The organism is Yoonia sp. MH D7, from assembly GCF_054439475.1.
Genome location: NZ_JBTJCF010000001.1, coordinates 2,055,047 through 2,079,154, shown reverse-complemented (window position 1 = coordinate 2,079,154; position 24,108 = coordinate 2,055,047). Strand labels below are relative to the sequence as shown.

Genomic DNA, 24,108 nt, shown 5'->3' with positions numbered 1-24,108 from the left:
TCTGGTTTACTATACAACTAGACATATATTAACAGATTCGGTCTCGGACCCCAGAGGAGTTTTGTGAATTTTGTATGACACATCGTCCAAGCCGCGCCGCACACCTGTCTGGCAATCCATCGCGTCGGAGTTGCGCAGCGACATATCCGAAGGGCGCTATGGCGTGGGTGATAAGCTGCAGACAGAGGCCGCATTGGCAGTTCGTTTTGGGGTCAATCGCCATACGGTGCGCCACGCGCTGACGCAGTTGGTTTCAGAGGGATTGGTGCATACCAGACGCGGGGCGGGTGCGTTTGTTGCAGCGCGCCCGACTGATTATGCCATCGGTAAACGTGTGCGGTTCCACGAAAATCTGCGGGCCGTCGGGCGCGAACCCGCCAAGAAAATCCTGACCTTAGAACGCCGTGCCCCAACCAAACCCGAGGCCACCACACTTGCGATAAATAGCGAAACGCAAGTGTTGATTTGTTACGGGTTGTCATTGGCGGATAATGTGCCCGTGGCCATATTCGAGGCCCTCTATCCGCTGGAAAGGCTGCAGGGGATCGAGGAAGCTCTGCGCGAAGGATTGGGCGTGACAGCAGCCCTCAAAAGCATCGGGGTTGATGACTATTCGCGCACCTCAACACGAATTGATGCAGTACTCGCAGCGGCCACCCAAGCCTTGCATTTGCAAATCCACGAAGGCAGTCCCTTGCTTCGCATATCCAGCCTTAGCGTCGATGGCGACGGCAATCCTGTAGAGCTGGGGCGGACTTGGTTCGCAGGGGATCGGGTGACATTGACGTTTGACGATTAATCTTTACGCCCGATCAGACGGCCACGTAGCCAGCCAGACAGCCAATCCATGAACATCACCAAGATGATGATCAACGTGATGTAATACCCGACTTCTTCCCAATCCTTTTGGGTTTGGATCGCTTGGGTCAGCATCAGTCCAATCCCGCCGCCAGTGATCGCGCCGATGATTGTCGCCGAGCGCGTGTTGGATTCGAGGAAGTATAGGACTTGCGCCAAAAGCACTGGTGCCACTTGCGGGATCACGCCAAAGCGGTAGCGCTGCAATGGCTTTGCGCCAGTGGACGATATGCCGTCGATCTGTTTCTGGTCCACGTTTTCCAATGCCTCGGAAAAGGTTTTACCGAATGTACCAGTGTCCGTGACAAGAATTGCCAAAGCGCCTGTCAAAGGGCCTGGGCCAAATGCACGCGCCAGCACAACCGTCCAGATCAAAGCATCGACACCGCGCACAAAGTCAAAAATGCGGCGCATGGACGCGCGGACCAGCATGAACGGCGAAAACCGTTTTGCAGCAATGAACGCGAGCGGCAGGGCAATCATCGCGGCGCCAAATGTGCCCAAGAATGCCATCAAGATCGTTTCGCCCATCGCCCATGCCACGTCTTTGTGCCGCCACATTGCGTTGTTCCAAAAGTCGGAAATCGCGCCAGAAATGTTGTTACGGGCGGGGTCAATGCGGTCACCTGCGACGATCTGGGCGACGCTATGCCCGTAATAAGGGCTGTCGAGTGTGAACCAGAACAGTTCCCAGCCGCTGAAATAGCGGAACACTTCGGTCCGCGTGCGAGTCATGGCCATACGCCCTGCATCGGTAGTGATTGTAATGCGCTGGTCGGATTTATTGATCCAATCGGGGATGGGGTCTTGCAGGTTTGTACGGATCGAGCCGTCAAGCAACTGCATTTCGATTGTGCCAAAGTCGGGGATATCGAAGGTCGCGGCATCGTCGGGCAAGAGCCGCACAAGATACCCGTTTTCAAGATCGATCGTTGTGTCGTCTGCGCCGTCCATGCTGACCCAACCAGGGCTGGTTCCGTCGACATAGGTGCCCTTGCGTTCGCCTTCAATTGCGATGGTGGTGCCGCCGCGTCGGTTGTCTCGGGTCACATGGACTTTATGTGACCAAACGTCAGATGCCAGAATGGCCGCGTTTTCCAAGCTGGCCCGCTTTGCCAATCCAACCACGTCGAATGAGATGGCGATATACAGTAGATACGCCAGAATGATCGCAGGAACGGTAAATGCGGCCTTCCGTTTACGGCGGAACAGGGCAGTGGCAGAAGCTCTTGCCGGTGCAAGTGTCATAGTTGTTTCGGTCAATTTTATAACCCTTCTGTCAATTTATTGCGATAGCGGCTGGACACTTGGTCAAAAAATACGATTGTGCCGAATAAAAGCAAAAAGATTGCCGCTGCTTCATCAAATCGTCCTGGCCCCCACGCCATAGCGCGGCTTAATTCTGCGCCGATACCGCCTGCACCGACAAAGCCTAGAATGGCCGAGGCGCGGATATTGATTTCAAAACGCAGTAAAGCATAGCTAAGAAAGTTGGGGGCGACTTGAGGCAGTACGCCGAGCATCATGGATTGCGCCCATGTCGCACCTGTGGATTGCAAACCATCAACGGGCTTTAGGTCGGCATTTTCGGCAACTTCGGAAAACATTTTTCCAAGCGCGCCGGCGGTGTGAAGTGCAATAGCAATCATCGCTGGAATGGGTCCGCCTCCGAGCACAAAAATCAGAACTAGCGCAATGACGATCTCAGGGATCGCGCGCAGGATATCCATCCAACGACGAAACAGCGGGATCGCTCTGGGCCAGCGTGCCAGCCCGCGTGTAGACAGCAAAGACAAGACCAGCCCGAACATGGCCCCGATCAACGTCGAAGCCGCCGCAATGTTAATGGTTTCGATTAAAGAGGGGAAATACTTGGCCAGCGACGCGGGTAATTCCGCGCGCTTCTCCCATGTTTCTGTAAAGACATCGCGCGGAAAATCTAGCACTTGATGCCATCCAAACCAAAACCCGCCAGCATTGCGGTCGTCTGCGATCATGAAACCTGACACCATAAGCAACACAAAGATTGACAGCGTAAGGCCACCATAGGTTCGACGGCGGCGTACCAACGTCAGATAGTTTTCCTGAATGATCGCAGTGCTGTTCGATCCAATATGCGTGGCGTCGGTCATAGGGTGCTCCAAATGAAGAGGGGGGCAGCGTCAAACGCTGCCCCGATCCGTCGTGGACGATTTAGTCGGCCTGAACAGCTTCGCGCACGGCGATGATGTTTTTGTAGGCGTCATGGGTGATTGGAAAGAAACCTGCAGTTTCGCCAGCAGCCATGTTGTATGCACATTCTGCGTCTTGGGTGTGCAAGTTGCCGAGGAAATCAACAACTTGGGCTTTCACGTCTTCGGGCAAGGCGCGGCGCAGAACAATTGGGCCTTCAGGAATGATGTCCGAGCGCCAAATTTCGACCAGATCATTCATGTCAACAAGACCGGAGTCGGACGCTTTGCGCAGCGCGCCAGAGTTGTAACCGTCCAACCAATCGCCTTGACCGTCAGCCCAAGTCACACCTGCATCAACGTCTCCGTTAGCAACCGCAACGATGGTCTGCTCGTGCCCGCCAACAAAGCGCACCTCACCAAAGTAGTCGCCAGAGTCCATAGTTGCGCCAACCGCAGCAGGGATTTCGACAGACGGGATCAAGAAGCCGGATGTCGAGTTCGGATCACCGAAAGCAAACACTTTGCCTTCCATATCTGCTAGCGATGTGATGCCACTGTCAGTGCGCGCAAATCCGACAGAGTAATAACCGTAACTCTCGTCAAGGTTGGTTTTGACCATAACAACGTCAACCGCTTCAGGGTCTGTCATGAACGTTTTGGCGTAGGCCGACGCGCCCAACCATGCCATGTCGATTGTGCCACCAAGCAAGCCTTGGATCACACCGTCATAGTCAGCAGGCGTAAAGATTTTTGTTTCTACACCCAGCAGGTCTTCGACGTATGCGCGCACACATTCGTTCGAAGTCATACGGTCTTGTGCATTTTCGCCGCCCAAAATGCCGATGCGGAATTCTGAGATTGCAGCGTCTTGTGCGACTACAACCGACGTCAAGGATGTGCTTGCGACAAGGGCAAGTGCGATGGTCGTTTTCATGGGTTTCTCCATTGAGATTTTAGCAGGATGATTTCTAAGCAGTTAGCAATTGATGGCGTTCTGCCCGTTCGAGAGTTTCGATCTGCGTCGACGTAGCTGCTTCGGAAAAGTCAGCCCCCGCCCCGTAGATCTCGCGTGCAGCGTTCGTTGTTAGCTGCTCTGGCGTGCCGTCAAAAACGACCCGACCGTCACGCATTCCGATCACGCGGTCACAATAGCGCCGCGCCGTGTCGAGTGTGTGTAGGTTGGCAATAACCATGCGTCCGTCTTCGTCGTGAATGCGGCGCAGCGCGTCCATTACGACCTGTGCGTTCATAGGATCAAGCGATGCGATTGGTTCATCGGCAAGGATGATTTCAGGGTTTTGCATTAACGCACGTGCAATCGCCACGCGCTGTTGTTGGCCACCCGAAAGTGCGTCCGCACGTTTTGGTGCGTGTTCTGCAATGCCGAGGCGATCCAGAATTTCGATAGCTTTGTAGATGTCTTTTTGCGGATACAAGTTGAACATCGTCGCAAGTGTTGAGTGGCGGTTTAATGTGCCGTGCAGGACGTTGGAAACCACATCCATACGCGGAACGAGGTTGAACTGTTGGAATATCATTGCGCAACGCGATTGCCATGCACGTTTTGCAGATCCGGTTGCGCCTGTCACGTTCACGTCACCACATGTAATCGAGCCACTGGTCGCATTGTCCATCCGGTTCATGATCCGTAGTAGCGTAGATTTACCCGCGCCAGAACGCCCGATGATGCCAATCATCATTGACCGATCAACCTCGAAGGTCACATTATCAACAGCAGTTTTTTGACCAAATTTCTTAGTCAGTGTATCGATCTTAAGCATTTTGACCCCTTCAGTTCGAGAAGAGACCTACGTCGGATTAGTGACACTTACGTGTCACTAACATATCAGTTTTATGAAATATTGAATCATAACTCATAGATTGACTTACCGTTCTCCGTTACCCTAAACGCTTGGCCATGTTTCACTTGCCCATTCGGCGTTGCCCTGACAAATCGCAGCAGATGAAATCCCCCACGCGTTAGAACTCAGGGCAAGCACAGTATTGGTTTACCTATCAGCCCTGACAAAAGTGGACCGGACCGTACAACGTCGTTGTATTCGTCGTCATTTTAATTTGGACATCAGAGCGGCTTGAGCATTCGAGGCTCTGGATCGTTTGTGTGATGATTACGCTGCTTGTTTTTGATGTTGTAAGCGGCGTTGCTTGATTGTCCGTTTCTTGATCCTCTCCCTTCCTCTGAGAATTGCTGTATCGCGTCCGAAGTAGACGTCTGCGGGGGGGGGGGACGTTGTTCAGGCTCTCGTGATAACGCTGATTTTTGTACTACTCGACGAATGCGCCAATCTGGCGCTCCAGGTCGCCGGGCAGTCTGATGTTTCACCGATTCGCCGCTTGCGGTCTTGGGCAGGGCGAAGGGAGAGTATGTGATCACGGGTGGCGCGGATTACTCCGATCAAGGCCGCGCAAAGGTCGAGGCGCGCGCAGTGGGCTGTTCGGCTCTATGATGCCAAACCGAGCAGGCGGCTGAGAGGGGCAGAACTGTTCTGCCCTCGGGCACAACACATGGCACATCTGTTGGCTTTGGCGATCAATCGCGACGAAACTGCCGCAAGCCTTTTGGTGATGCCATTTTATCACCCGACCTTGGAGGAGGGGTCGAAACCGGCCTTGCGGGCCATCTGCAAAACAAGCACGAAGGCGCTTCAAAATGAGCAGGATACCGGCGATCCGTTCGGTGCGTGATGATATACAACGCCCCAAGGGAAGGTTTATTTCAGTGTCTAGTTTGCTCGCGGCTATGCGAAAATCACTATCCACTGAACCAATCTATCGATCCTCGGAGAAGTGAGTGTTTAGGTAGTAGATTGTGCCACATCACAGTGTTACAAAGGCAATCCATCCGGCACAAAATGGACATCCCAAGCGGCTCGCCAAAAACGGCCTGACGGTATTGCGCGATGTCGATATTAGGAGGTGTGCCAAGAGGCGGTCACGCCTCAGATGTCACTTCTGCAACAATGCCGTGTGAGGCCTGTTTTTGCGCGCATCTTTCCATTTCCCAGCTATCAGTGTGGCTTCGTGCCGATCAGATTCACCTGTAGTCTTGGTCACGTGTTTGTCACTTCGCCTGTCGCATAGGCGTGCTTGCCAAAATTTACTTCGATCGGTCTTGTAGCTCGAAAGCCCTTATTCGACGAATTTTTTGTGGGTGTGGCCGCTAAGACTTTTCATCATAAATGGATTTTACCTTAATGAAAGTATTGTGTCTAGGTTGTGTATAGGTATTTGAGGGCTGCGCCTGAGTGCGTCGATTTTATCTAAGTCTTTGATTTTAAGGGGTGGTTGGAGGCGAGTACCGGAATCGAACCGGTCTACACGGATTTGCAATCCGCTGCATAACCTACCTGCCCACTCGCCACCTTTGTGCGGGATATACCAAGGGTTTGTGGTGTGCAAGGTGCCAATCAGCTCAAAGTTTCGTTGCTGATCAAGCGGAGATATGACATTAAAGGCACAAGGATTCTGACCCAAGCGAAAGTTTAGCGCGTGACCGATTACACAGCCCGCCGCACCATGATGGTCGATACACAAGTTCGACCGTCTGACGTGACCAAATTTCCGATCATTGAAGCCATGCTATCGATCCCGCGCGAGGACTATATTCCTGTAGCTATGCGTGAGACGGCTTATGTAGGTGAGAGTATCGATTTGGGTGGTGGCCGTGTTGTTCTGGAGCCGCGCACATTTGCCAAGATGTTGGATGCCTTGGCAATTGAGCCCAAGCACGTTGTGCTCGATATCGGGTGCGGGTTGGGGTATTCGACGGCTGTTCTAGCGCGGATGTCGGAATTTGTTGTTGCGGTGGAAGACGACGCGGATCGTGCTGCGGCCGCGCAGACCACATTGTCCGAGCATGGCATTGATAATGCTGCTGTTCTGCAAGGTCCGTTGGAAGAAGGAGCCGCAAAATCAGGCCCTTATGACATCATTATAGTGCAGGGCGCGGTTGAATTTGTACCTGATGGTTTGTTGGCGCAATTGCGTGATGGTGGCCGCATTGCTTGCGTGTTTGCCGAGGGCGCATTAGGTGTTGTGCGTATAGGCCATAAAATTGACGGTATTGTGAACTGGCGGTTCTCGTTTAACGCTGGTGCGCCAGTGCTGAGTGGTTTTAAAGCTAAGGCGTTATTCGCGCTCTGATTTTTATGGTGCGGGCGTTGCGTTTTGCAGATGGTCCTATGCCGTTAACGAGGAATTGACTATGAATATTCGCACATCGGTTGTGGCGATTGTCGCTATCGCAACGCTTGGTTTTTCAAGTGCTGCTCGTGCAGAGACGCTCGCGGATGCGTTGACGGCAGCCTATAATAATTCCGGTCTGTTAGATCAGAACCGTGCGCTTTTGCGCGCTGCTGACGAGGGTGTGGCCCAAGCGGTTGCGGCCACCTTGCCTGTGATTTCGTGGACTGCTTCGGCAAGCACTTCGGCGCCGCGTGCGGCAAATGTTGATTTGATCGCTGCGACGGCTCAGATTTCTGCGAATTTAACACTTTATGACAGCGGCTCGAACCAATTGGCGATTGAAGCTCAGAAAGAGCTGGTTTTAGGCACCCGTGAAGGGTTGCGTGCTCTTGAACAGGACGTTTTGCTGGGGGCCGTCTCTGCGTATATGCAGGTCCGTAGTGACACCGAATTTGTAACACTGCGCCAAAGTAACGTGCGTGTGCTGACCCAAGAATTCCGCGCTGCACAGGACCGGTTTGATGTGGGCGAAGTGACCCGCACCGATGTTGCATTGGCCGAAGCCCGACTGGCAGCGTCGCGCAGCCTGTTGACTGCTGCAGAAGGAAGTTTGTCGCGGTCTGCGGAAGCTTATGTGACCGCCGTTGGGCACCGCCCGATATCATTGAGCCCCGTAACACCAGCACCCGTTTCACGATCATTGGCTGATGCAAAGGCCTTTGCGCTACGTAATCACCCTGATTTGTTAGGTGCGCAGCATAGTGTAAGTGCGGCGGAGCTGAATATTCGCCGCGCTGAAGCTGCTATGGGCCCGACAGTGACTTTGAATGGCCAGATTGGATTCGATCAGGATTTGAACGTTGGACGTCAGGTTGGTGTGACTGCATCAGGTCCGATTTATGCAGGCGGACGTTTGTCGAGCCAGCTACGTCAGTTTATGGCGCAACGTGATGCGCAACGTGCGTCGCTGCATGTGACCGCTATGGGGATAGAGCAGGCCGTTGGCAATGCGTATAGTTTTCTGGAGGTGGCAGGGGCCTCGGCCCAGTCGTCGAACAATCAGATCTCTGCGGCGCGCGTCGCATTTAGCGGTGTCCGTGAAGAGGCGACTCTTGGTGCGCGCACCACGCTTGATGTATTGAACGCTGAGCAAGAGTTGTTGAGTGCGCAGGCCAACCTGATTGCTGCGCAAGCCGACGAGGTTGTTGCGAGTTATCAGGTGCTATCGGCGATGGGCTTGCTGACTGCGACGCATCTGCGCCTGCCAGTGCAGCAATATGACCCCTCGGCCTATTATAATCTGGTAAAAGACTCCCCGACGATCAAGTCGGATCAAGGTAAGGCGTTGGACCGTGTTTTGCGTTCGATTGGACAATAATTCAAATTCGTATGGATTGGTTGTTTGAAGGAATAAGTCAGGTTACACTAATCTTGAGGTATAACAGGATCCTAGAATGTCCGAAGCGGTCACAAACGTAGAAATCGAAGATGTCTTGTCGTCTATTCGTCGTCTTGTTGCGCAAGGCGATAAGCTGCGTTCCCCTGTTGAAACAAAGGAAAATGACGTGGCAGCGGTGGTTCAACCTAGCAGATTTGTACTGACGCCTGCGTTGCGCGTTGCCGAGGATCCGGACACTACAAAAGCGGCCGCAGCCGAATCAGAGGCGTATGTGACTGAACCTGATGCGCTACAGTTGAAGCCATTGATCTTAACTCCTGCGGACGTCATGCAAGAGCAGCTATTGCATGACAGGATGTCAGAGACAGAGCGTGCGAGCCTAGAGGCGACGATTGCAGAATTGGAAGCTGCGGTGACGTCACAAGCTGATGAGTGGGAGCCTGATGGCAGCGAGACTGTTGCAACCACAGATTTTGCTGATGTCTTTGCCGCAATGCGCAACGACGTCGTTGAGCACGCTGAGGTATTGCCGTCTGACCCTGTTGTGAAGTTGCATCCACACCGCGACGAACCGATTTTCCGCCATGCGGTCGTCGAGAATAATGCCGATGACGTAGATACCGATTATGGCGATGAACTGCGCCAAAGCGATGATGACGGTACACCGATTCCGGACGATTTGGACGAGACACTGGCAGCGTATATTGCTGGAGGGTCAAGGATGGAACATGAAGAGATACGCCAGATGGTTGTCGAGGTGGTGCGTCAAGAGTTGCAGGGCGATCTGGGCGAACGGATTACACGCAACATTCGTAAACTGGTGCGCGCGGAAATCCACCGTGCGATGTCTTCAAACCTGACCGACTAAAAAAATCCTGCGAAAATGTATAATGAACGGCGCGCACATTGATGAGCCGCTACGTTTTTCTTTTGCCCCCGTTAGGTGTAAAACAAAAAAACGCGGCCTGAATAGGGCCGCGTTTTTAAGAACCGCACCTGGCAGGGTGGGTTAACTCGGTTTGCTTATGCTGCGCGCGCTTCAAGTTCAGCTGCGTTGCGGCGTTCGCTTTCTTCACGGGACAGTGCCACAGAGGTGCGTACACCCTTGCCAACAAAATCCATCAAACCTGTTACAACCCGTTCGTTTGGGTCGATACCGGCGCAAGACAATACCTCACGACCGTCACGCGACCGCGCCCAACGCGCAATCTGTTCCGGGCCGTTACCGTATTTTTTGTCATCAGCGATGGCATCATCCAGCGCGGCAAGCACAACAGCCGCAAACAATTTGCGAGCGCGGTTGCCCTGTTCATTGTTGAAGGCCGTGCCGTCGACGAAATCTCTCATCTTGCTTCCTTTATTATTGCTCTTGTCATTCGAGCGTGACCTGCAATATGCAACATCTAAACCGATTCGGGGGTTCTGTTTTGGAATGCCAGCTATGCACTCAATGCATGACTGGAGGTTCGTTAACCCTTATTTAGTTGCCTTGCTACTATGACACCACCAATATATAGGCTGTGTCATCATTCGATCAACCGTTTGCCACAATTTTGACACGAAGTGAAACATGCCCAAAATCCACGGAAATGAGATCAGACCCGGAAACGTCCTTGAACACGAGGGCGGCCTCTGGGGTGCTGTGAAAGTCGACCACGTCAAGCCCGGTAAGGGCGGCGCATTTGCGCAAGTGGAATTGAAAAACCTGCGCGATGGTCGCAAGTTAAACGAACGCTTCCGGTCTGCCGATAAGGTTGAGCGCGTCCGTTTGGAAAATAAGGATCAGCAGTTTTTGTATGAAGCTGATGATATGTTGACGTTCATGGATACAGAAACCTACGAGCAGATCGCATTGCCTGCGGATATTCTGGGTGACCGTCGTCCCTTCTTGCAAGACGGCATGACTGTCAAAATCGAGTATTTTGGCGAGGAAGCACTAAATGTGACGCTGCCTTTGCGCGTGACATGTATTGTTGCCGAGACCGAGCCTGTTGTGAAGGGCCAGACGGCTGCCAATAGCTTTAAGCCAGCGACGTTGGACAACGGTGTGCGCGTCATGATCCCGCCGTTTGTTGGTACGGATGAGGCTATTGTGGTGAATACCGAATTGTTTGAGTATATCGAACGCGCGTAAGCTGCCCGCGTTCTGAAATCGAAAGGTCAGTCTGCTAATCGCAGGCTGGCCTTTTGCGTTTTCATGTCCTTTGCGCGGTCAAAGCGCAAATAGGCGATGCCATTGTTGCCGCTAACGGAGTACAATGTGCCAACCGGTTTTTCGCCTGAGGTGATGGTGTCGCCCGACTGTGCCTCGCCGTCGATCTGTACCCGCACAAGCCCTTTCTTGAGTTCGGTTTTGTGCTTCATCCGTGCGACGATTTCTTGACCGACAAAGCAGCCCTTTTTAAAATCAACACCATGAAGTGCTTCAAAATTTGCCTCTAAAATGTAGGTTTCAGGCGTGAGTTCGATCCCGGTTTGTGGGATCAGGTAGGTAACGCGCAATGCCCCCCAATCGGTTTGTTCACTGATGTCAGTGTCGCCATAGTGCCGCCATCCCAATGCATCATGTCGTGGGTCGAGGAGTGCGTTGTCTGGCATGGGGCCCGTGCCGCGTGATACGATGATATCGGTCTGGGCGATAGTGACGTCGGCGCGTAGGCGGTACATGCCGAGCCGCTGGAAAAGCTGTGGTGCGATCGCGGTGTCCACATCGATCAGCAAGCTGTTGTTTTGGTCCAGCACAAAAAAGTCGGCGATATATTTGCCTTGCGGGGTGAGCAAGGCAGCATAGATGATCCCGTCTTTTGCGCGCGTTACGTCGTTGGTAATCAGCCCTTGCAGAAAGTCGTGTCGATCGCTGCCTGTTACGGCGAGAACGGTGCGGGTATTCATATTGTTTGCGCCTTTTCCTGGCTGAACTGAAGTTTGTGCAGGTCGGCGTAGATGCCGCCGCGGGCGAGCAATTCGTCGTGTGTGCCTTGGTCGACGACGCGCCCATGGTCCATGACGACGATGGAATGGGCATTGCGTACAGTGGATAGACGGTGGGCGATCACAAGGGTTGTGCGCCCGTCTGACAGGGCTTCAAGCGCCGATTGTACAATGGCCTCGGATTTGGTGTCGAGCGCGCTGGTCGCCTCATCGAGGAGCAAAATAGGTGTGTCACGGAGGAGGGCACGGGCGATCGCGACCCGCTGGCGTTGGCCGCCAGACAGGTTTGATCCGCGGGGGCCAGCAGGACTGTCGAGACCGCCGGGCATTTGGTCGATGAAGTCTGCGACATGGGCCGCTTTAAGTACTTTTTTAAGGTCCGTATCGCTCACGTCAGTGCGACCCAACAGTATGTTGTCACGGAGTGTTTCATCGAAGAGTGCCGCATCCTGGGATACGACCGAGAACAGCCCGCGCAGGTCTTGCAACGACATGTCAGTGTTGGCGACGCCGTTGATTGTGACGGTGCCGGATGCGGGGTCTACCAACCGTGTCAGCACGTTAAAGATCGTGGATTTGCCTGCGCCCGACGCGCCCACCAACGCGGTGGTTTTGCCCGCTGCGGCAGTGAAGCTGGTACCACGTAGTACGGGCAGCTCGCCGTAGTTCAGCGCAACATCGTTAAGTGTAATAATTGGGGCAGTTTGTGGTGCCGGTTTGGGGTTTGCCGGGGACAACAGAGTTGGTTTTTCGTTAAGGATATCTTGCAAGCGCTCGATCGAGGCGGCGGCTGTTTGCCATTGGCCTGACATCAAACCAAGGCGGCGTAGTGGTTCAAACGCCAGCGACATGGCGGTGAAAAAGGACATGAATTGCCCCACGGTTTTTTCGCCTTCGATGATTTCGGCGCCGCCAAATATCAAAACACCCAAAAATCCGACACCTGTCATAAGGTCGATCAGGGCGGGGACGGCGGCTTGGCCGGTGACAGCGCGCACTTCTGCGTGCACGCGTGCGTCCCCAAGGGCGTCGTAACGCGCGGATTGGTAGCGTTCCAGTGCATTGAGCTTGATGGCGTTGATACCGTGGAAAACTTCGTCGAGGCGAGTCGCCATCCGCCCTGCAAGGTCGCGCGCATTTCCGGCACGGCGGCGCACATAGGCCTGAGCCAGTAAGGATGGTAGCACCAAAAACGGAATTCCGACAAGTGCCACAGCGGTCCAGCGCCAGTCGACCGAAAGCGCCACCGAAAATAGTACGGTCACGGCGATCAGGTCGCGGCCGATCCCTGTCAGCAGCGACGCCCAAATTTGGTTCACCACGGTAACATCACTTTGCACCCGCTCGATGAGTTGGCCGGGCGGATTAATTTGATGGTAGCCGCCGTCGAGCGTCATTAGATGGCGCAACAGATGGCTGCGCATTCCGGCCGAAGAAAGTTGGCTTACTTTAGTCATCAGGATTCTCTGCGCCGCCGAGCTGACCGCGCGCACGCTGAAAACCCCTAGGATGCCGAACCCCACCCAATATAGAGCATCGACCTGACCTTGCACAAACACGTTGTCGAACATCGGTTGTATCATGTAGCTGAGGAAACCGAGCATCGAACCTTCGATGACCATAAACATAACTGCGAGCGCCAGCGTGCCTTGATGCGGTCGCAGGTAGTCGCGCCAGAGCCATCGGAACAGCGGAAATGCGGATTGTTTGATCACGAAGTTTGCCATTTGACGCCTTGTTTGCTCAGTCTTGGTAGTGGTCTACTGGTAAATGGGGGGGCGGGGCAAGTTGGGCAAGCTTGACGCTGCGCGCGGCCTTGTTAATGTCCTCTCAAATCAACTCCTGAAAGCATAATTTATGTCGCTCGCAAATGGTCGTTCCTATCTCGCAATTCCTGGGCCGTCGGTCATCCCCGAAGCAGTTTTACGCGAGATGCACCGTGCGTCGCCAAACATTTACGAGGGTGAGCTGCATGAGCTGACCAATAGCCTGATCCCTGATCTAAAAAAGTTGGCCATGACGGATCAGAACGTCGCGATTTACATTGGCAATGGTCATGCTGCTTGGGAGGCTGCGTTGGCAAACACGGTTCAGGCGGGCGACACTGTGCTGGTGCTGGCAACGGGCCGGTTTTGCATTGGTTGGGGCGAGATGGCCGAGGGCCTCGGTGTAACAGTGCAAACGATTGATTATGGCAATCAGGCCTGTATTGATTTGGTCCAAGTTGAAGATGCGTTGCGCGCGGATAAGGCTGGCAAAATCAAAGCGATTTTGGCGGTTCATGTTGATACCTCGACAAGTGTAAAAAACGATATTGCGGGGCTGCGCACTGTTCTGGATGCTGTGGGCCACGATGCGCTTTTGATGGCAGATTGCATCGCGTCTTTAGGCTGTGACCGATTCGAAATGGATGCTTGGGGCGTCGATGTGATGGTAGCGGCTTGTCAAAAAGGGTTGATGACGCCGGCAGGGATTTCTTTTGTCTGGTATAACGCCAAAGCGGATGCGGCGCGCGCGGGTGGCGCTAGTCGCTACTGGGACTGGCGAACCCGTACCGATCCAGAGCATTTTTTCCAGTATTTTGATGGGACCGCGCCAACCCATCACCTTTATGGGCTGCGCAAGGCGCTGGATATGATTAAGGCCGAGGGGTTGGACACGGTGTTTGCCCGTCATGAAAAACTCGCGAAAACGGTTTGGTCGGCGTTTGACTGTTGGTCGCAAGAAGGTCCGTTGCAGCTGAACATTGCTGATCCCAAAATGCGCTCTCATGCAGTCACTGCGATTTCGGCAGGATCACCAAACGGCGATTTGTTGCGTCGCTGGTGCGAAGAGAAGGCGGGGCTAACCTTGGGCATCGGCTTGGGCCGTGCTCCTGCTGATGCGTATTTCCGGATTGGCCACATGGGGCATGTAAATGCGCATATGATCATGGGCGTTTTGGGCACTGTCGAGGCAGGTCTTACCGCGTTGAACATCCCGCATGGCGCGGGCGCATTACAGGCTGCCGCCGAGGTAATCGCAACCGCTTAAGCTTTGGCGAGTGCCTGTGGCAGGGCCTTTGCGAAAAGGTCCATTTCCCGTTTGGGGCCACAACTGACGCGTATACAGCGGTTTTGCGGGGCAACAAATGGCATGCGCACAAAGATGCCAAGTTTACCAAGTTCCGTAACAACGCGTTTGGCAAATGCGCCATCTTTACCGCAGTCGATAGCGACAAAATTGGTTGCAGACGGTAACGGTGACAGACCGTGTTCAAGCGCGATAGATCCGATGCGCGCGCGGGATTTTTCGACCTCTTTGATAATATAAGTGGTGTGGGCGTCGTCGTTTAATGCCGCCAATGCGCCAGCCAACGAAATGCGGCTCATGCCGAAATGGTTGCGTACTTTATGGAAGGCGCCGATTACACTTGGCGCACCTATGGCATAACCAACCCTTGCACCTGCAAGACCATAAGCCTTTGAAAACGTACGCATCCGTATGACACGCGGATCATGTGGCGACGGTGCTGCCACGCAGTTTAACGGGGCAAATTCCACGTAGGCTTCATCAAGGATCAGCAGGCAGTTTTTGGGCAGGGCTGCGATCATTTGTTCAATCTCATGACCATCGTGAACAGAGCCCATCGGGTTGTCGGGATTGGCGATATAGATCAGTTTTGCGCCGACTTCGGTGCCTTTGGCGATCAGGCGTGCAGGATCTTCATAGTCGCCCGTATATGGCACCGTGTGAATCGTACCGCCGAAACCTGCAACGTGATAATTGAAGGTCGGATAGGCCCCCGCAGAAGTTACAACATGATCGCCAGCGGTGATGAACAGTCGTACAAGATTACCCAAAAGCGCGTCGATACCTTCACCGATCATGATGCAGTCGGCGGAAATGTTGTGGAGGTTTGCGAGGGCTTCGCGTAGGTCATGCGCCTCTGGATCGGCGTACATCCACGCCTCGTGCGCCGCATTTTGCATAGCTTTTATCGCAAGTGGTGACGGCCCGAAACCGAGTTCATTTGCACCTAAGCGCGCGGCAAACTCAACGTGATTTGCGCGTTCTTGTGCCTCTGGCCCGACGAATGGGACCGAAGCAGGCAGTGATGCGGCGAGGGGCGTGAGGCGGTGATCATTGGTCATGAGGGCAGCATCTCTTTGAGCGGCACATCTTGCAATTGCGACTTTTGCAGTTGCTTAGGACTGGGGCGCTGTGGAAATTCGTTTATGATGCGGGGATCGAAAATGGGTGGATAAGGCGGCACCGAAGTGCCGCCAGATATGTTAACCGAGTTCAGCAAGACGAGCGATTGCGGCTTTCAACTGGGCGTCTTCCTCTTCGCGAAGTGCGAGGTTTTCGCGCGCTTCTATGATGACGTCCTCTGGGGCCGATTCCACAAATTTGGGATTGTTGAGGCGGCCGCGTAGCCCACCCAACTCTTTGCCCAGCTTTGTGACAGATTTTTCTAGCCGTGCGATTTCCGCTGGAACGTCGATCAGCCCTGCGAGGGGAAGCCCAAAAGTGCCACCCTCCATTGGGATTGTGACGCAGCCTTTCGGGAATACGTCGACATGATCAAGGGTTTCGATTCGTGCTATCCGTTGGATCAGGGCGCTATTGTTGTTCCACGCGGACCCGCCTTTCGCATCCAAACCCATGACAACAAGCGGCACTTTTGCGCCTGCGGGGACGTGGGATTGGGCGCGCGCAGAACGCACAGAATCAATCAGGTTAATGACCCAGTTCATTTCGCGGTCAGCCTCTGCATCGACTAGATCAGCGGCTGTGTAGGTCGGCCAATCTGCCGTGACGAGAAGTGTTTCGCGAGTTTCAGCAAGGCCCCACAATTCTTCCGTGATGAAGGGCATGATTGGATGCAACATGATTAGGGCTTGGTCAAGCACCCAGCGCAACGTGGCCTCTGTCTCGGCCTTTGCCGCGACATCGGTACCTTGCAGGATTGGCTTGGAAAACTCCAGATACCAGTCGCATACTTTTCCCCAAGTGAAGGCATAAAGTGCGTTGGCGGCGTCATTGAAGCGGTATGTCTCTAATGCTGCGTCGACGACTTCACGGGTTTTCGCGGTCTCGCCAATGATCCATTTATTGAGTGTTTGCGAGGGCTTTGGTTGGGCATGAACACCTGAGTTCGGTATCTCGTAGTGTTCAGCAAAGCTAAACGCGTTCCAGAGTTTGGTGCCGAAATTGCGGTAGCCTTTGATTCGGTCCTCGGAAATTTTGAGCACGCCACCAAGGGCCGCCATTTGTCCCATGGTGAAGCGCAGCGCATCAGCGCCGTATGCGTCGACCATGACCAGCGGGTCGATGACGTTGCCACGGGTTTTGGACATTTTCTCGCCCGCAGCATCCCGCATCAATTGGTGCAGATAAACGGTGTGGAATGGGTCCTCGTTCTTGACGGCGCGGCTCATCATCATCATGCGGGCGACCCAGAAGAACAGAATGTCCTGGCCCGTGATCAGCACATCACCAGGGAAGTATTTTGCCAGTTCAGGCGTATCGTTAGGCCAGCCGAGCGTTCCGAATGGCCAGAGACCGGAGGAGAACCATGTGTCCAGCACGTCGGGGTCACGCCACACGGGGAACTCGAGCACAGTCGGGTCTTGGGTGACGTTGTATTGTGCAAGACTTGCTGTGAAGCGATGGACGGCCTCGGCGCGGCTTTCAACCTCGACAATCGCTGCGTGGCTCAGCGGACTTGGGATATCTGCGTTATCAAACGTAAAATCTGACTTGATGCTTTCGAAATCAGGACCGCAGTGCATAATGTCATCGCGGTGCAACATGCCATCGCTTAAAAGCAAGCCAAGCAGTTCGACTTCATCCAGATCGCCAGACGGGTTGTGTTCGTCAGGCACGCCAAGATCAAGACCATACCAAACCGGAATCTGATGACCCCACCAAAGCTGACGCGAGATGCACCATGGTTCGATGTTCTCTAGCCAGTGGAAGTATACTTTTTCGCCTGATTCAGGCATGATTTTGGTGCGGCCAGAGCGGACGGCGTCGAGCGCGGGTTCCACGATTTGGGCGGTGTCGACGTACCATTGGTCGGTCAGCATCGGTTCAATGACGACCTTAGAGCGGTCACCAAAGGGCTGCATGATCTTTTTGGATTCTACGTATGGTACGGTCTCGGTGATCTCGACCTTGTTGCCGTCTTCGTCTTTTTCTGTGCGGGTCACGTCATGCATGACGGCGAGGCCTTCGGCGGTGATAGCGTCGATCACGGCCTTGCGAGCTTCAAAACGGTCCATGCCACGGTACTCTTCGGGGACCATGTTCATGCTCGCGATCATCGCCTCGTCGAACTTCATGTCGCCGTTTGCGATGGCTTGGGCCGTGGCGGCTTCATCCTCGTAGGGTCGCCCATCGGCGCGCATCGCGGCCTTTGTGTCCATGAGGTTATACATCGGGATGCCCGAACGTTTCGCGACCTGATAATCGTTGAAATCATGCGCACCGGTGATTTTAACCGCCCCAGATCCGAATGTCTTGTCGGGGTACTCATCGGTGATAATCGGTATCAGACGGCGCTGCGCCTTAGGTCCAACGGGAATTTCACAAAGTTGGCCGACGATGGAGGCGTAGCGCTCGTCTGTGGGGTGCACGGCAACTGCACCGTCACCAAGCATGGTTTCAGGACGGGTTGTGGCGATGGCAATGTAGTCGCGCATCTCACTCAGGGTGACGTTTCCGTCCTCGTCTTTTTCGACGTATTCGTATTTGGCCCCACCCGCGAGCGGATATTTGAAGTGCCACATGTGACCATCGGTTTCGATATTCTCGACTTCAAGATCAGAAATCGCGGTCTCAAAATGCGGGTCCCAGTTCACGAGACGTTTGCCGCGATAGATGTAACCTTTTTTATACATATCGACGAACACTTTGATCACGGCGTCATGAAAATTGTCGTCCATCGTAAAGGCAGAGCGGTCCCAATCCATGCCTGCGCCGATGCGTTTGTCTTGTTCTTGGATGGTGCCGCCAGAGATGGCTTTCCATTCCCAGATTTTCGCGATGAACTCTTCGCGGGAATAATCCGTGCGCTTTTCGCCTAGCTCGGCGAGTTGTTTTTCAACAACCAGCTGGGTGGCAATGCCTGCATGATCAAGACCAGGTTGCCAAAGGGTGTCAAACCCCTGCATCCGTTTCCAGCGCATCAAGATATCCATCAGCGTGTGATTAAAGGCGTGACCGACATGTAAAAAACCGGTGACATTGGGCGGCGGCAGCATGATGGTGAACGTTTTTGCGTCATGTTTGGCGTTCGCGCCCGCTTTAAATGCGCCCGCTGCTTCCCATTTCGCGTAGATTCGCGGCTCTGCTGTTGCCGCATCAAATGTTTTGTCCATCGCCATGTTTTGCCATCCTCATAGATTTACATGAGGTTTACCCAATGCGGACGCGAGGGAAAAGGCCAATGTGCCAATGCAGACTAGACAGTCGTGCGTGGCGGTTTAGGGTTAATGCACGAGGGTAGGGGGTTTGGTAACGATATTGCCCCTATGCTGGCCAGACGGTTCGTTTTGATAGGATTACCTTGCAACTACGTGATTGGATTTTTGGGCTTTTCGGGCGCGCCGCCCGATCCGAAGAAGGCGCGCACCGCAAACGCGGCATTGCCACGCATGTTGTGATTCTTGATGGGACAATGTCGTCACTTGATGCCGGTGCTGAAACAAATGCCGGCATGACGTTTCGTTTACTGCAAGAGGTGGGCCGTAAGGCAAATTTGACGGTTTATTACGAGGCAGGAATCCAGTGGCGTGACTGGTCGGGTACTTGGGGTGTGATGACCGGCAAGGGGATCAACCGGCAGATCGAGCGGGCGTACGGTGTTTTGGCATCGCGTTATCGTGAGGGCGATAAGATTATCTTAATCGGGTACTCGCGGGGGGCCTATGCCGTGCGGTCGTTAGCGGGGGTGATCGATATGGTTGGATTGGTTACGTCGCATCAGGCGTCGGTGCGCAACATAACACAAGCCTACCGCCATTATAAAACGGGCGCGACATCTGACGCTGCCAAACGGTTTCGCGAAATTTATTGCCACCCCTATGTTGAGGTAGAAGCTGTTGCCGTTTGGGATACGGTCAAGGCGTTGGGTTTGCGTCTGCCTGTGGTCTGGCGCTGGGCGCAAGCGCAGCACTCCTATCACAATCATAGATTGGGTAATCATGTTCGCAACGGGTTTCACGCCTTGGCGTTAAACGAAACCCGCGAGGCATATGCTCCCGTGATGTGGGAGTGTCCGCCGGAATGGACCGGGCATATCGAGCAGGTTTGGTTTCGCGGGTGCCACGGTGACGTTGGCGGGCAGGTCGGTGCGCTTCCTGCGGCGCGGCCCTTGGCGAATATCCCGCTGGTCTGGATGCTGGAACACCTCGAAGGCTGCGGATTGTCTTTGCCCGACGACTGGCGAGCGCGCTTTCCGCAGGATGCGACAGCGCCTTCGGTTGGGTCATGGAAGGCGTGGGGCAAGTTATTCTTGTCCCGCCGCCGACGCATTATTCTAAGTTGCCCGAACGAAAGCGTTCATATGACAGCCAAGCCAGATTAAGCGACGTTTTGCAGCTTCGCTGAAGGTGTAAAGCCAAGCGCGTGGCACACATCACGCGACAATTCTGCGCGGTTCAGAGTATAGAAATGCAAATGATCGACGCCACCTTGCAGCAGATTATCGCACAGCTCGGACGCCACTGCTGTCGCAAGAAGCTTTTCAGTGCCATCGCGCAGCGCGTTGTTGAAGCCGTCTGCGATGACCTGCGGAATATATGTGCCGCATTGTTTGGCAAACCGTTGGATTCCCGCCCAGTTTTCGACCGGCAAGATCCCTGGAATGATCGGCGCCGTAATACCTGCAGCCGCGCAATTATCGCGAAAGCGGAAAAATGTGTCTGCGTCAAAGAAGAATTGAGTGATAGCACCAGTTGCACCAGCATCAAATTTGCGTTTTAGATAAGCGATATCAGCAGCTTGGCTTGCAGCCTCCGGATGCTTTTCAGGGTATGCGCCGACGTGAATGTTAAATATCTCTTTTGCGGCAAGCGCCTCAATCAACTCGATCGAGTTCTGGAAGCCGTCGGATTTTGGCGCAAAGCCATCGCTGCCTTTTGGGGCATCACCGCGTAAAGCCACGATATCGCGAACGCCAGCGGCGGCGTAATTGTCGGCGATTTGCAAGGTGTCAGCGCGGGTTGCATCGACGCAAGTCAAGTGACCTGCGACCCTTAAACCTGTTTGGTTATGAAGCGCTTCAACAGCTTCATGGGTCAGTTTGCGGGTTGTACCGCCTGCGCCATATGTCACTGAAACAAAACTGGGGTTGAGTGTTGCCAGACCTGTCACAGCATCCCAAAGCCGAAATGAACCAGCGAGGTCTTTTGGCGGGAAAAATTCAAAGGACAGTGCAGGGCGGGTCATATCGAAATCCTCGTTTCAGGGTTTCTTTCTTGTTTCACGTCTGGAATTGTGAAACAAATTCATTAAATTCAGAATAGTTATGCAGGGAATTCATAATGCGGATTGAATTCAGACATCTACGCACGATTAAGGCGATCCACGAAACCGGTGGATTGGCGCGGGCCGCTGATCAACTGAACATGACGCAGTCAGCATTAAGCCATCAAATTAAGGGGATAGAGGATCAGGTAGGTGTTGCGTTATTCGCGCGACGCACCAAACCGCTGCGGTTATCGCCTGCAGGATTTAAACTCTTGGCAGCAGCAGACAGTATTTTGCCACAAGTCGATGCGCTTGAAGCGGAGTTTGCCGGACTGGTCTCGGGGCAATCGGGCCGTATGCATATCGCGATCGAATGCCACGCATGTTTTGAATGGTTGTTGCCCGTTTTGGAGCAATTTCGAAAAGCCTGGCCGGAAGTGGATGTGGATATCCGACCCGGACTTGCGTTTGACGCATTGCCGGCGTTACGGCGCGAAGAGGTTGATCTGGTGATATCCTCTGATCCGGAAAGTTTGGATGAAACCGATTTCACGCCAATTTTCGACTATGAGCCGGTTTTTGTTGCGTCCGTGCAAAACCCTTTGGCAGAAAGAGACGTGATAGAAGCGGTGGATTTTCGGGACCAAACATTGATCACCTACCCGGTTGACCGCGCTCGTCTGGATGTGTTTTCGCAACTTTTGACACCCGCAAAAGTTGAACCACTGGCGGTGCGACAGGTGGAGTTAACGGCAGTTATATTATTGCTGGTTGCCTCAAATCGTGGCGTTGCAGTTCTGCCCGATTGGGTGGTTCGTCAGGTTAAATACAACGCTGACTATGTGACCAAGCCACTGACAAAGGCAGGTATGACGCGCAGACTATTTGCCGCTACGCGGTCAGAGGATACACACCGGCCTTTTGTCGCGCATTTGCTGCGGCTGGCCCGACAGGAAGCTGTGCGAATGCAGCGCGCCTAAGCAGCGTTCACATCGCGTCGTGCGTTACAGCCTATTGGACAGACCCGGCCATTTTTCAAAAGCGCGATAGCCTCGTGTAATGGCATCGCCGCGCCAAAGAGATGACCCTGCACCACTTCGCAGCCCATTTTTTGTAAAAGTGACAACTGCTCGGGCGATTCAACACCCTCTGCGACGACCTGAACGCCCAAGCCTTTGCCGATTGAAAGGAAGCTGTCGACGAGAACTCCAGCTGCGGGATCAACACCTAACCCCTGCACAAAGCTGGTGTCGAGTTTCAGTTCATCGAATTCTAACACGCGCAGATGTTGAAAGGACGCAAAGCCGGTGCCGAAATCGTCTAAAGACACACGAATTCCGGATTCGCGGAAAAACGTGATCGAGCGTTGGATCATATCTCCTGCGCGGGCGATAAAAACATCTTCTGTAATTTCAAAGGTTAAGTGTTTTCGCAAGTGCGGGTAAGCGTCGATTTGGGATGCTAGTTCTAATCGCCCCGAAAGTGTCGCCAGCGTAACCTCTGGTACATTTATCGAGATTTGTCCGCAGTCTAGGCCGGCTTTCAGGATCTGATCCATATCGGCTAGGACTTGTTGGGCCATATGTCCCAAAAGATCGCCGTGCAGGCCAAATTCGGCGATCATTGGTAGAAAATCTTTTGGCCCGATAATGCCACGGTCTGGATGGTTCCAACGTGCTAATGCCTCGAAACCGACGATTTTACCGAATTTCGGTGAAACCTTGGGTTGATAGTAGGGTATAATCTGGTTTTTTTGTATAGCCTGCGAAAGTGTATTTCTGTCTTCAAGTGTCAGGCGCGGCGCAAAGTCATCTCTGCAGTAAAGCACAACGGACGCTTCCGGATCAGATTTTGCCCGATACATCGCCTGATCCGCCCCCGCACATAGTTCACCTGGCGTGAACATTTTATGCCCGGACCGCGCAATTCCAAGGCTCGCGCCCACGCGCAACATTTTCTGATCGTAAAAAATAGGCGCCTCTAAGGCGCGCAAAATGTAGTTTCCTAGCCGAATCGCCACTTGGTCAGAAGTGATATGAGGCACTGCAACTGCAAATTCGTCGCCACCAAGGCGCGATACAATTGCACCTTTCCCGGCAACACGTATAAGATTTTCTGCAACGGCGACCAGCACCGTATCTCCCGCCAAGTGGCTATAACTGTCGTTGATTGGTTTAAAATCATCAAGATCGATCAAAAACACTGTCACGCTATTTGATCGTGTCTGCTCTGCCAGCATTGCTGTCAGCTCTTCATCAAAGGCATGACGGTTTTTCAAACCTGTCAGTTTGTCGTGGCGGGTTAAATACTCCAGCTCGATAAGGCGTGAATCGGCGTCTTCACGCGCCCGCGACAATGCCTTTTCAGTGTCGGTATGTTTAAGCATCGTCTCAACCGTATTGACAATATAGGCAACCATCATCGCCGAAACGAGCAGCCAGTCAGAAGCTGAGCTAGGTGTTATTTCTTGGTTCGCGGAGTTTTGGAACATTAAGAATGCAGTCACGAAACCGGGCGCAATAAGGCTCCAATTATAGTAGGATAGTAGGCCAAATGTATTGGAAATTTGAACGTAACTTGCGAACAGCCAAATATAGCCGCCCAACACAAACGCGATGCCATTATGATTGGATAAAAGCACTGCAAACGCAAGATAAGGAAATCCAGACAGCAGGCAGTTAATCCAATACAAAAACGCGAGTAATACGTTTTTGTTCTTTTTGCCGGCGGGAACTCTGCTCAGCAAGATATGGTGCAGGATTTCGAAAAAAGTAATTGTTGCACCGATCAAAACGCCCCTTTGTATTTCGCCCATAAAAAACGTGACGCCAACCATGAAACCGGTTGCCAGCATGCGTTTTAGAAAATCACGCTCCGAAACATGCATTGCAATGCGTGTTTGATGCATAAATTTTATGAGCTGTTGCGGGGCCATATGTTTTCCAAATGCGGACTTAATACCGTGATTATTGCGCACAAACAGAAAACAGCAGGTTAAGATTTGACATTTTCCATGTACTTTGCCGCGCATCCCTCTTGTTTGCAGTGCCGCTTGGGCCTATACGCCCCCTCTAATCAAGA

General features: G+C 53.4%; 20 protein-coding genes, 1 tRNA gene and 1 pseudogene. 9 read left to right on the top strand and 13 right to left on the bottom strand.

The window, feature by feature from the left end; genetic code table 11:
- The first annotated feature begins 70 nt into the window (after positions 1-70).
- Positions 71-799 carry a phosphonate metabolism transcriptional regulator PhnF gene (gene phnF / locus ACXLHR_RS10120; RefSeq protein ID WP_458791321.1) on the top strand — a complete coding sequence of 243 codons (729 nt, stop codon included), beginning with the start codon at positions 71-73 and terminating at the stop codon, positions 797-799.
- Here the strand turns inward: phnF and phnE (ACXLHR_RS10115) are convergent.
- The 5 genes and pseudogenes from phnE (ACXLHR_RS10115) to ACXLHR_RS10095 all read right to left on the bottom strand — a co-directional run.
- The gene (gene phnE / locus ACXLHR_RS10115; protein WP_458791320.1) at positions 796-2,106 is read right to left on the bottom strand and encodes a phosphonate ABC transporter, permease protein PhnE; all 1,311 of its coding nucleotides are present in this window, start codon (positions 2,104-2,106) and stop codon (positions 796-798) included. The two genes, phnF and phnE (ACXLHR_RS10115), sit on opposite strands and share 4 nt — an antisense overlap.
- Positions 2,107-2,123: 17 nt before the next feature.
- The gene (phnE, locus tag ACXLHR_RS10110; protein WP_458791319.1) at positions 2,124-2,990 is read right to left on the bottom strand and encodes a phosphonate ABC transporter, permease protein PhnE; all 867 of its coding nucleotides are present in this window, start codon (positions 2,988-2,990) and stop codon (positions 2,124-2,126) included.
- Between the two features lie 61 nt (positions 2,991-3,051).
- A complete protein-coding gene (phnD, locus tag ACXLHR_RS10105; protein WP_458791318.1) occupies positions 3,052-3,966 on the bottom strand; it encodes a phosphonate ABC transporter substrate-binding protein in 915 nt (304 codons plus the stop codon).
- 34 nt (positions 3,967-4,000) lie between these two features.
- Positions 4,001-4,813: a phosphonate ABC transporter ATP-binding protein gene (gene phnC / locus ACXLHR_RS10100; RefSeq protein ID WP_458791317.1), complete on the bottom strand. Its 813-nt coding sequence runs from the start codon at positions 4,811-4,813 to the stop codon at positions 4,001-4,003.
- Between the two features lie 348 nt (positions 4,814-5,161).
- Positions 5,162-5,372: pseudogene (locus ACXLHR_RS10095) on the bottom strand (IS3 family transposase); the annotation flags it as partial.
- A gap of 57 nt (positions 5,373-5,429) precedes the next feature.
- Between ACXLHR_RS10095 and ACXLHR_RS10090 the strand changes: the two are divergent.
- Positions 5,430-5,738: a hypothetical protein gene (locus tag ACXLHR_RS10090; RefSeq protein ID WP_458791316.1), complete on the top strand. Its 309-nt coding sequence runs from the start codon at positions 5,430-5,432 to the stop codon at positions 5,736-5,738.
- Positions 5,739-6,339: 601 nt separating this feature from the next.
- Here the strand turns inward: ACXLHR_RS10090 and ACXLHR_RS10085 are convergent.
- Positions 6,340-6,413 (bottom strand) — tRNA-Cys (locus ACXLHR_RS10085).
- A gap of 156 nt (positions 6,414-6,569) precedes the next feature.
- Between ACXLHR_RS10085 and ACXLHR_RS10080 the strand changes: the two genes are divergently transcribed.
- The 3 genes from ACXLHR_RS10080 to ACXLHR_RS10070 all read left to right on the top strand — a co-directional run bounded on the left by ACXLHR_RS10080 (position 6,570) and on the right by ACXLHR_RS10070 (position 9,505).
- The gene (locus ACXLHR_RS10080) at positions 6,570-7,196 is read left to right on the top strand and encodes a protein-L-isoaspartate O-methyltransferase family protein (RefSeq protein ID WP_458792523.1); all 627 of its coding nucleotides are present in this window, start codon (positions 6,570-6,572) and stop codon (positions 7,194-7,196) included.
- A 61-nt stretch (positions 7,197-7,257) separates the two neighbouring features.
- A complete protein-coding gene (locus ACXLHR_RS10075; protein ID WP_458791315.1) occupies positions 7,258-8,616 on the top strand; it encodes a TolC family outer membrane protein in 1,359 nt (452 codons plus the stop codon).
- Between the two features lie 76 nt (positions 8,617-8,692).
- Positions 8,693-9,505, top strand: a complete 813-nt coding sequence (locus ACXLHR_RS10070; protein WP_458791314.1) for a hypothetical protein — start codon at positions 8,693-8,695, stop codon at positions 9,503-9,505.
- Positions 9,506-9,660: 155 nt separating this feature from the next.
- On the opposite strand, the gene ACXLHR_RS10065 is transcribed toward ACXLHR_RS10070, so the two are convergent.
- Complete coding sequence (locus ACXLHR_RS10065; protein ID WP_445802590.1) at positions 9,661-9,984, bottom strand: DUF6280 family protein; 324 nt, start codon at positions 9,982-9,984, stop codon at positions 9,661-9,663.
- Between the two features lie 223 nt (positions 9,985-10,207).
- Here ACXLHR_RS10065 and efp point away from each other — a divergent pair, with 223 nt between their 5' ends.
- Complete coding sequence (efp, locus tag ACXLHR_RS10060; protein WP_458791313.1) at positions 10,208-10,771, top strand: elongation factor P; 564 nt, start codon at positions 10,208-10,210, stop codon at positions 10,769-10,771.
- Positions 10,772-10,797: 26 nt separating this feature from the next.
- On the opposite strand, the gene ygfZ is transcribed toward efp, so the two are convergent.
- Both ygfZ and ACXLHR_RS10050 read right to left on the bottom strand, forming a co-directional pair.
- Positions 10,798-11,529, bottom strand: a complete 732-nt coding sequence (gene ygfZ / locus ACXLHR_RS10055) for a CAF17-like 4Fe-4S cluster assembly/insertion protein YgfZ (protein ID WP_458791312.1) — start codon at positions 11,527-11,529, stop codon at positions 10,798-10,800.
- Positions 11,526-13,295: an ABC transporter ATP-binding protein gene (locus tag ACXLHR_RS10050; protein WP_458791311.1), complete on the bottom strand. Its 1,770-nt coding sequence runs from the start codon at positions 13,293-13,295 to the stop codon at positions 11,526-11,528. The genes ygfZ and ACXLHR_RS10050 overlap by 4 nt, the downstream gene beginning before the upstream one ends.
- 130 nt (positions 13,296-13,425) lie before the next feature.
- Here ACXLHR_RS10050 and ACXLHR_RS10045 point away from each other — a divergent pair, with 130 nt between their 5' ends.
- A complete protein-coding gene (locus ACXLHR_RS10045) occupies positions 13,426-14,601 on the top strand; it encodes a pyridoxal-phosphate-dependent aminotransferase family protein (RefSeq protein WP_458791310.1) in 1,176 nt (391 codons plus the stop codon).
- Here the strand turns inward: ACXLHR_RS10045 and ACXLHR_RS10040 are convergent.
- Both ACXLHR_RS10040 and ACXLHR_RS10035 read right to left on the bottom strand, forming a co-directional pair.
- Complete coding sequence (locus ACXLHR_RS10040) at positions 14,598-15,701, bottom strand: pyridoxal phosphate-dependent aminotransferase (RefSeq protein WP_458791309.1); 1,104 nt, start codon at positions 15,699-15,701, stop codon at positions 14,598-14,600. The two genes, ACXLHR_RS10045 and ACXLHR_RS10040, sit on opposite strands and share 4 nt — an antisense overlap.
- Before the next feature lie 141 nt (positions 15,702-15,842).
- Complete coding sequence (locus ACXLHR_RS10035; RefSeq protein ID WP_458791308.1) at positions 15,843-18,941, bottom strand: valine--tRNA ligase; 3,099 nt, start codon at positions 18,939-18,941, stop codon at positions 15,843-15,845.
- Between the two features lie 182 nt (positions 18,942-19,123).
- On the opposite strand from ACXLHR_RS10035, the gene ACXLHR_RS10030 reads away from it, so the two are divergent.
- Positions 19,124-20,143: a DUF2235 domain-containing protein gene (locus ACXLHR_RS10030; protein ID WP_458791307.1), complete on the top strand. Its 1,020-nt coding sequence runs from the start codon at positions 19,124-19,126 to the stop codon at positions 20,141-20,143.
- On the opposite strand, the gene metF is transcribed toward ACXLHR_RS10030, so the two are convergent.
- Positions 20,140-21,006, bottom strand: coding sequence for a methylenetetrahydrofolate reductase [NAD(P)H] (gene metF / locus ACXLHR_RS10025; RefSeq protein ID WP_458791306.1), 867 nt, complete (start codon positions 21,004-21,006; stop codon positions 20,140-20,142). The genes ACXLHR_RS10030 and metF overlap by 4 nt on opposite strands.
- Before the next feature lie 95 nt (positions 21,007-21,101).
- On the opposite strand from metF, the gene ACXLHR_RS10020 reads away from it, so the two are divergent.
- The gene (locus ACXLHR_RS10020) at positions 21,102-22,007 is read left to right on the top strand and encodes a LysR family transcriptional regulator (RefSeq protein WP_458791305.1); all 906 of its coding nucleotides are present in this window, start codon (positions 21,102-21,104) and stop codon (positions 22,005-22,007) included.
- Here the strand turns inward: ACXLHR_RS10020 and ACXLHR_RS10015 are convergent.
- Positions 22,004-24,058 (bottom strand): putative bifunctional diguanylate cyclase/phosphodiesterase, encoded by a 2,055-nt coding sequence (locus ACXLHR_RS10015; RefSeq protein ID WP_458791304.1) that lies wholly within the window; start codon positions 24,056-24,058, stop codon positions 22,004-22,006. The two genes, ACXLHR_RS10020 and ACXLHR_RS10015, sit on opposite strands and share 4 nt — an antisense overlap.
- Between the last annotated feature and the right edge of the window lie 50 nt (positions 24,059-24,108).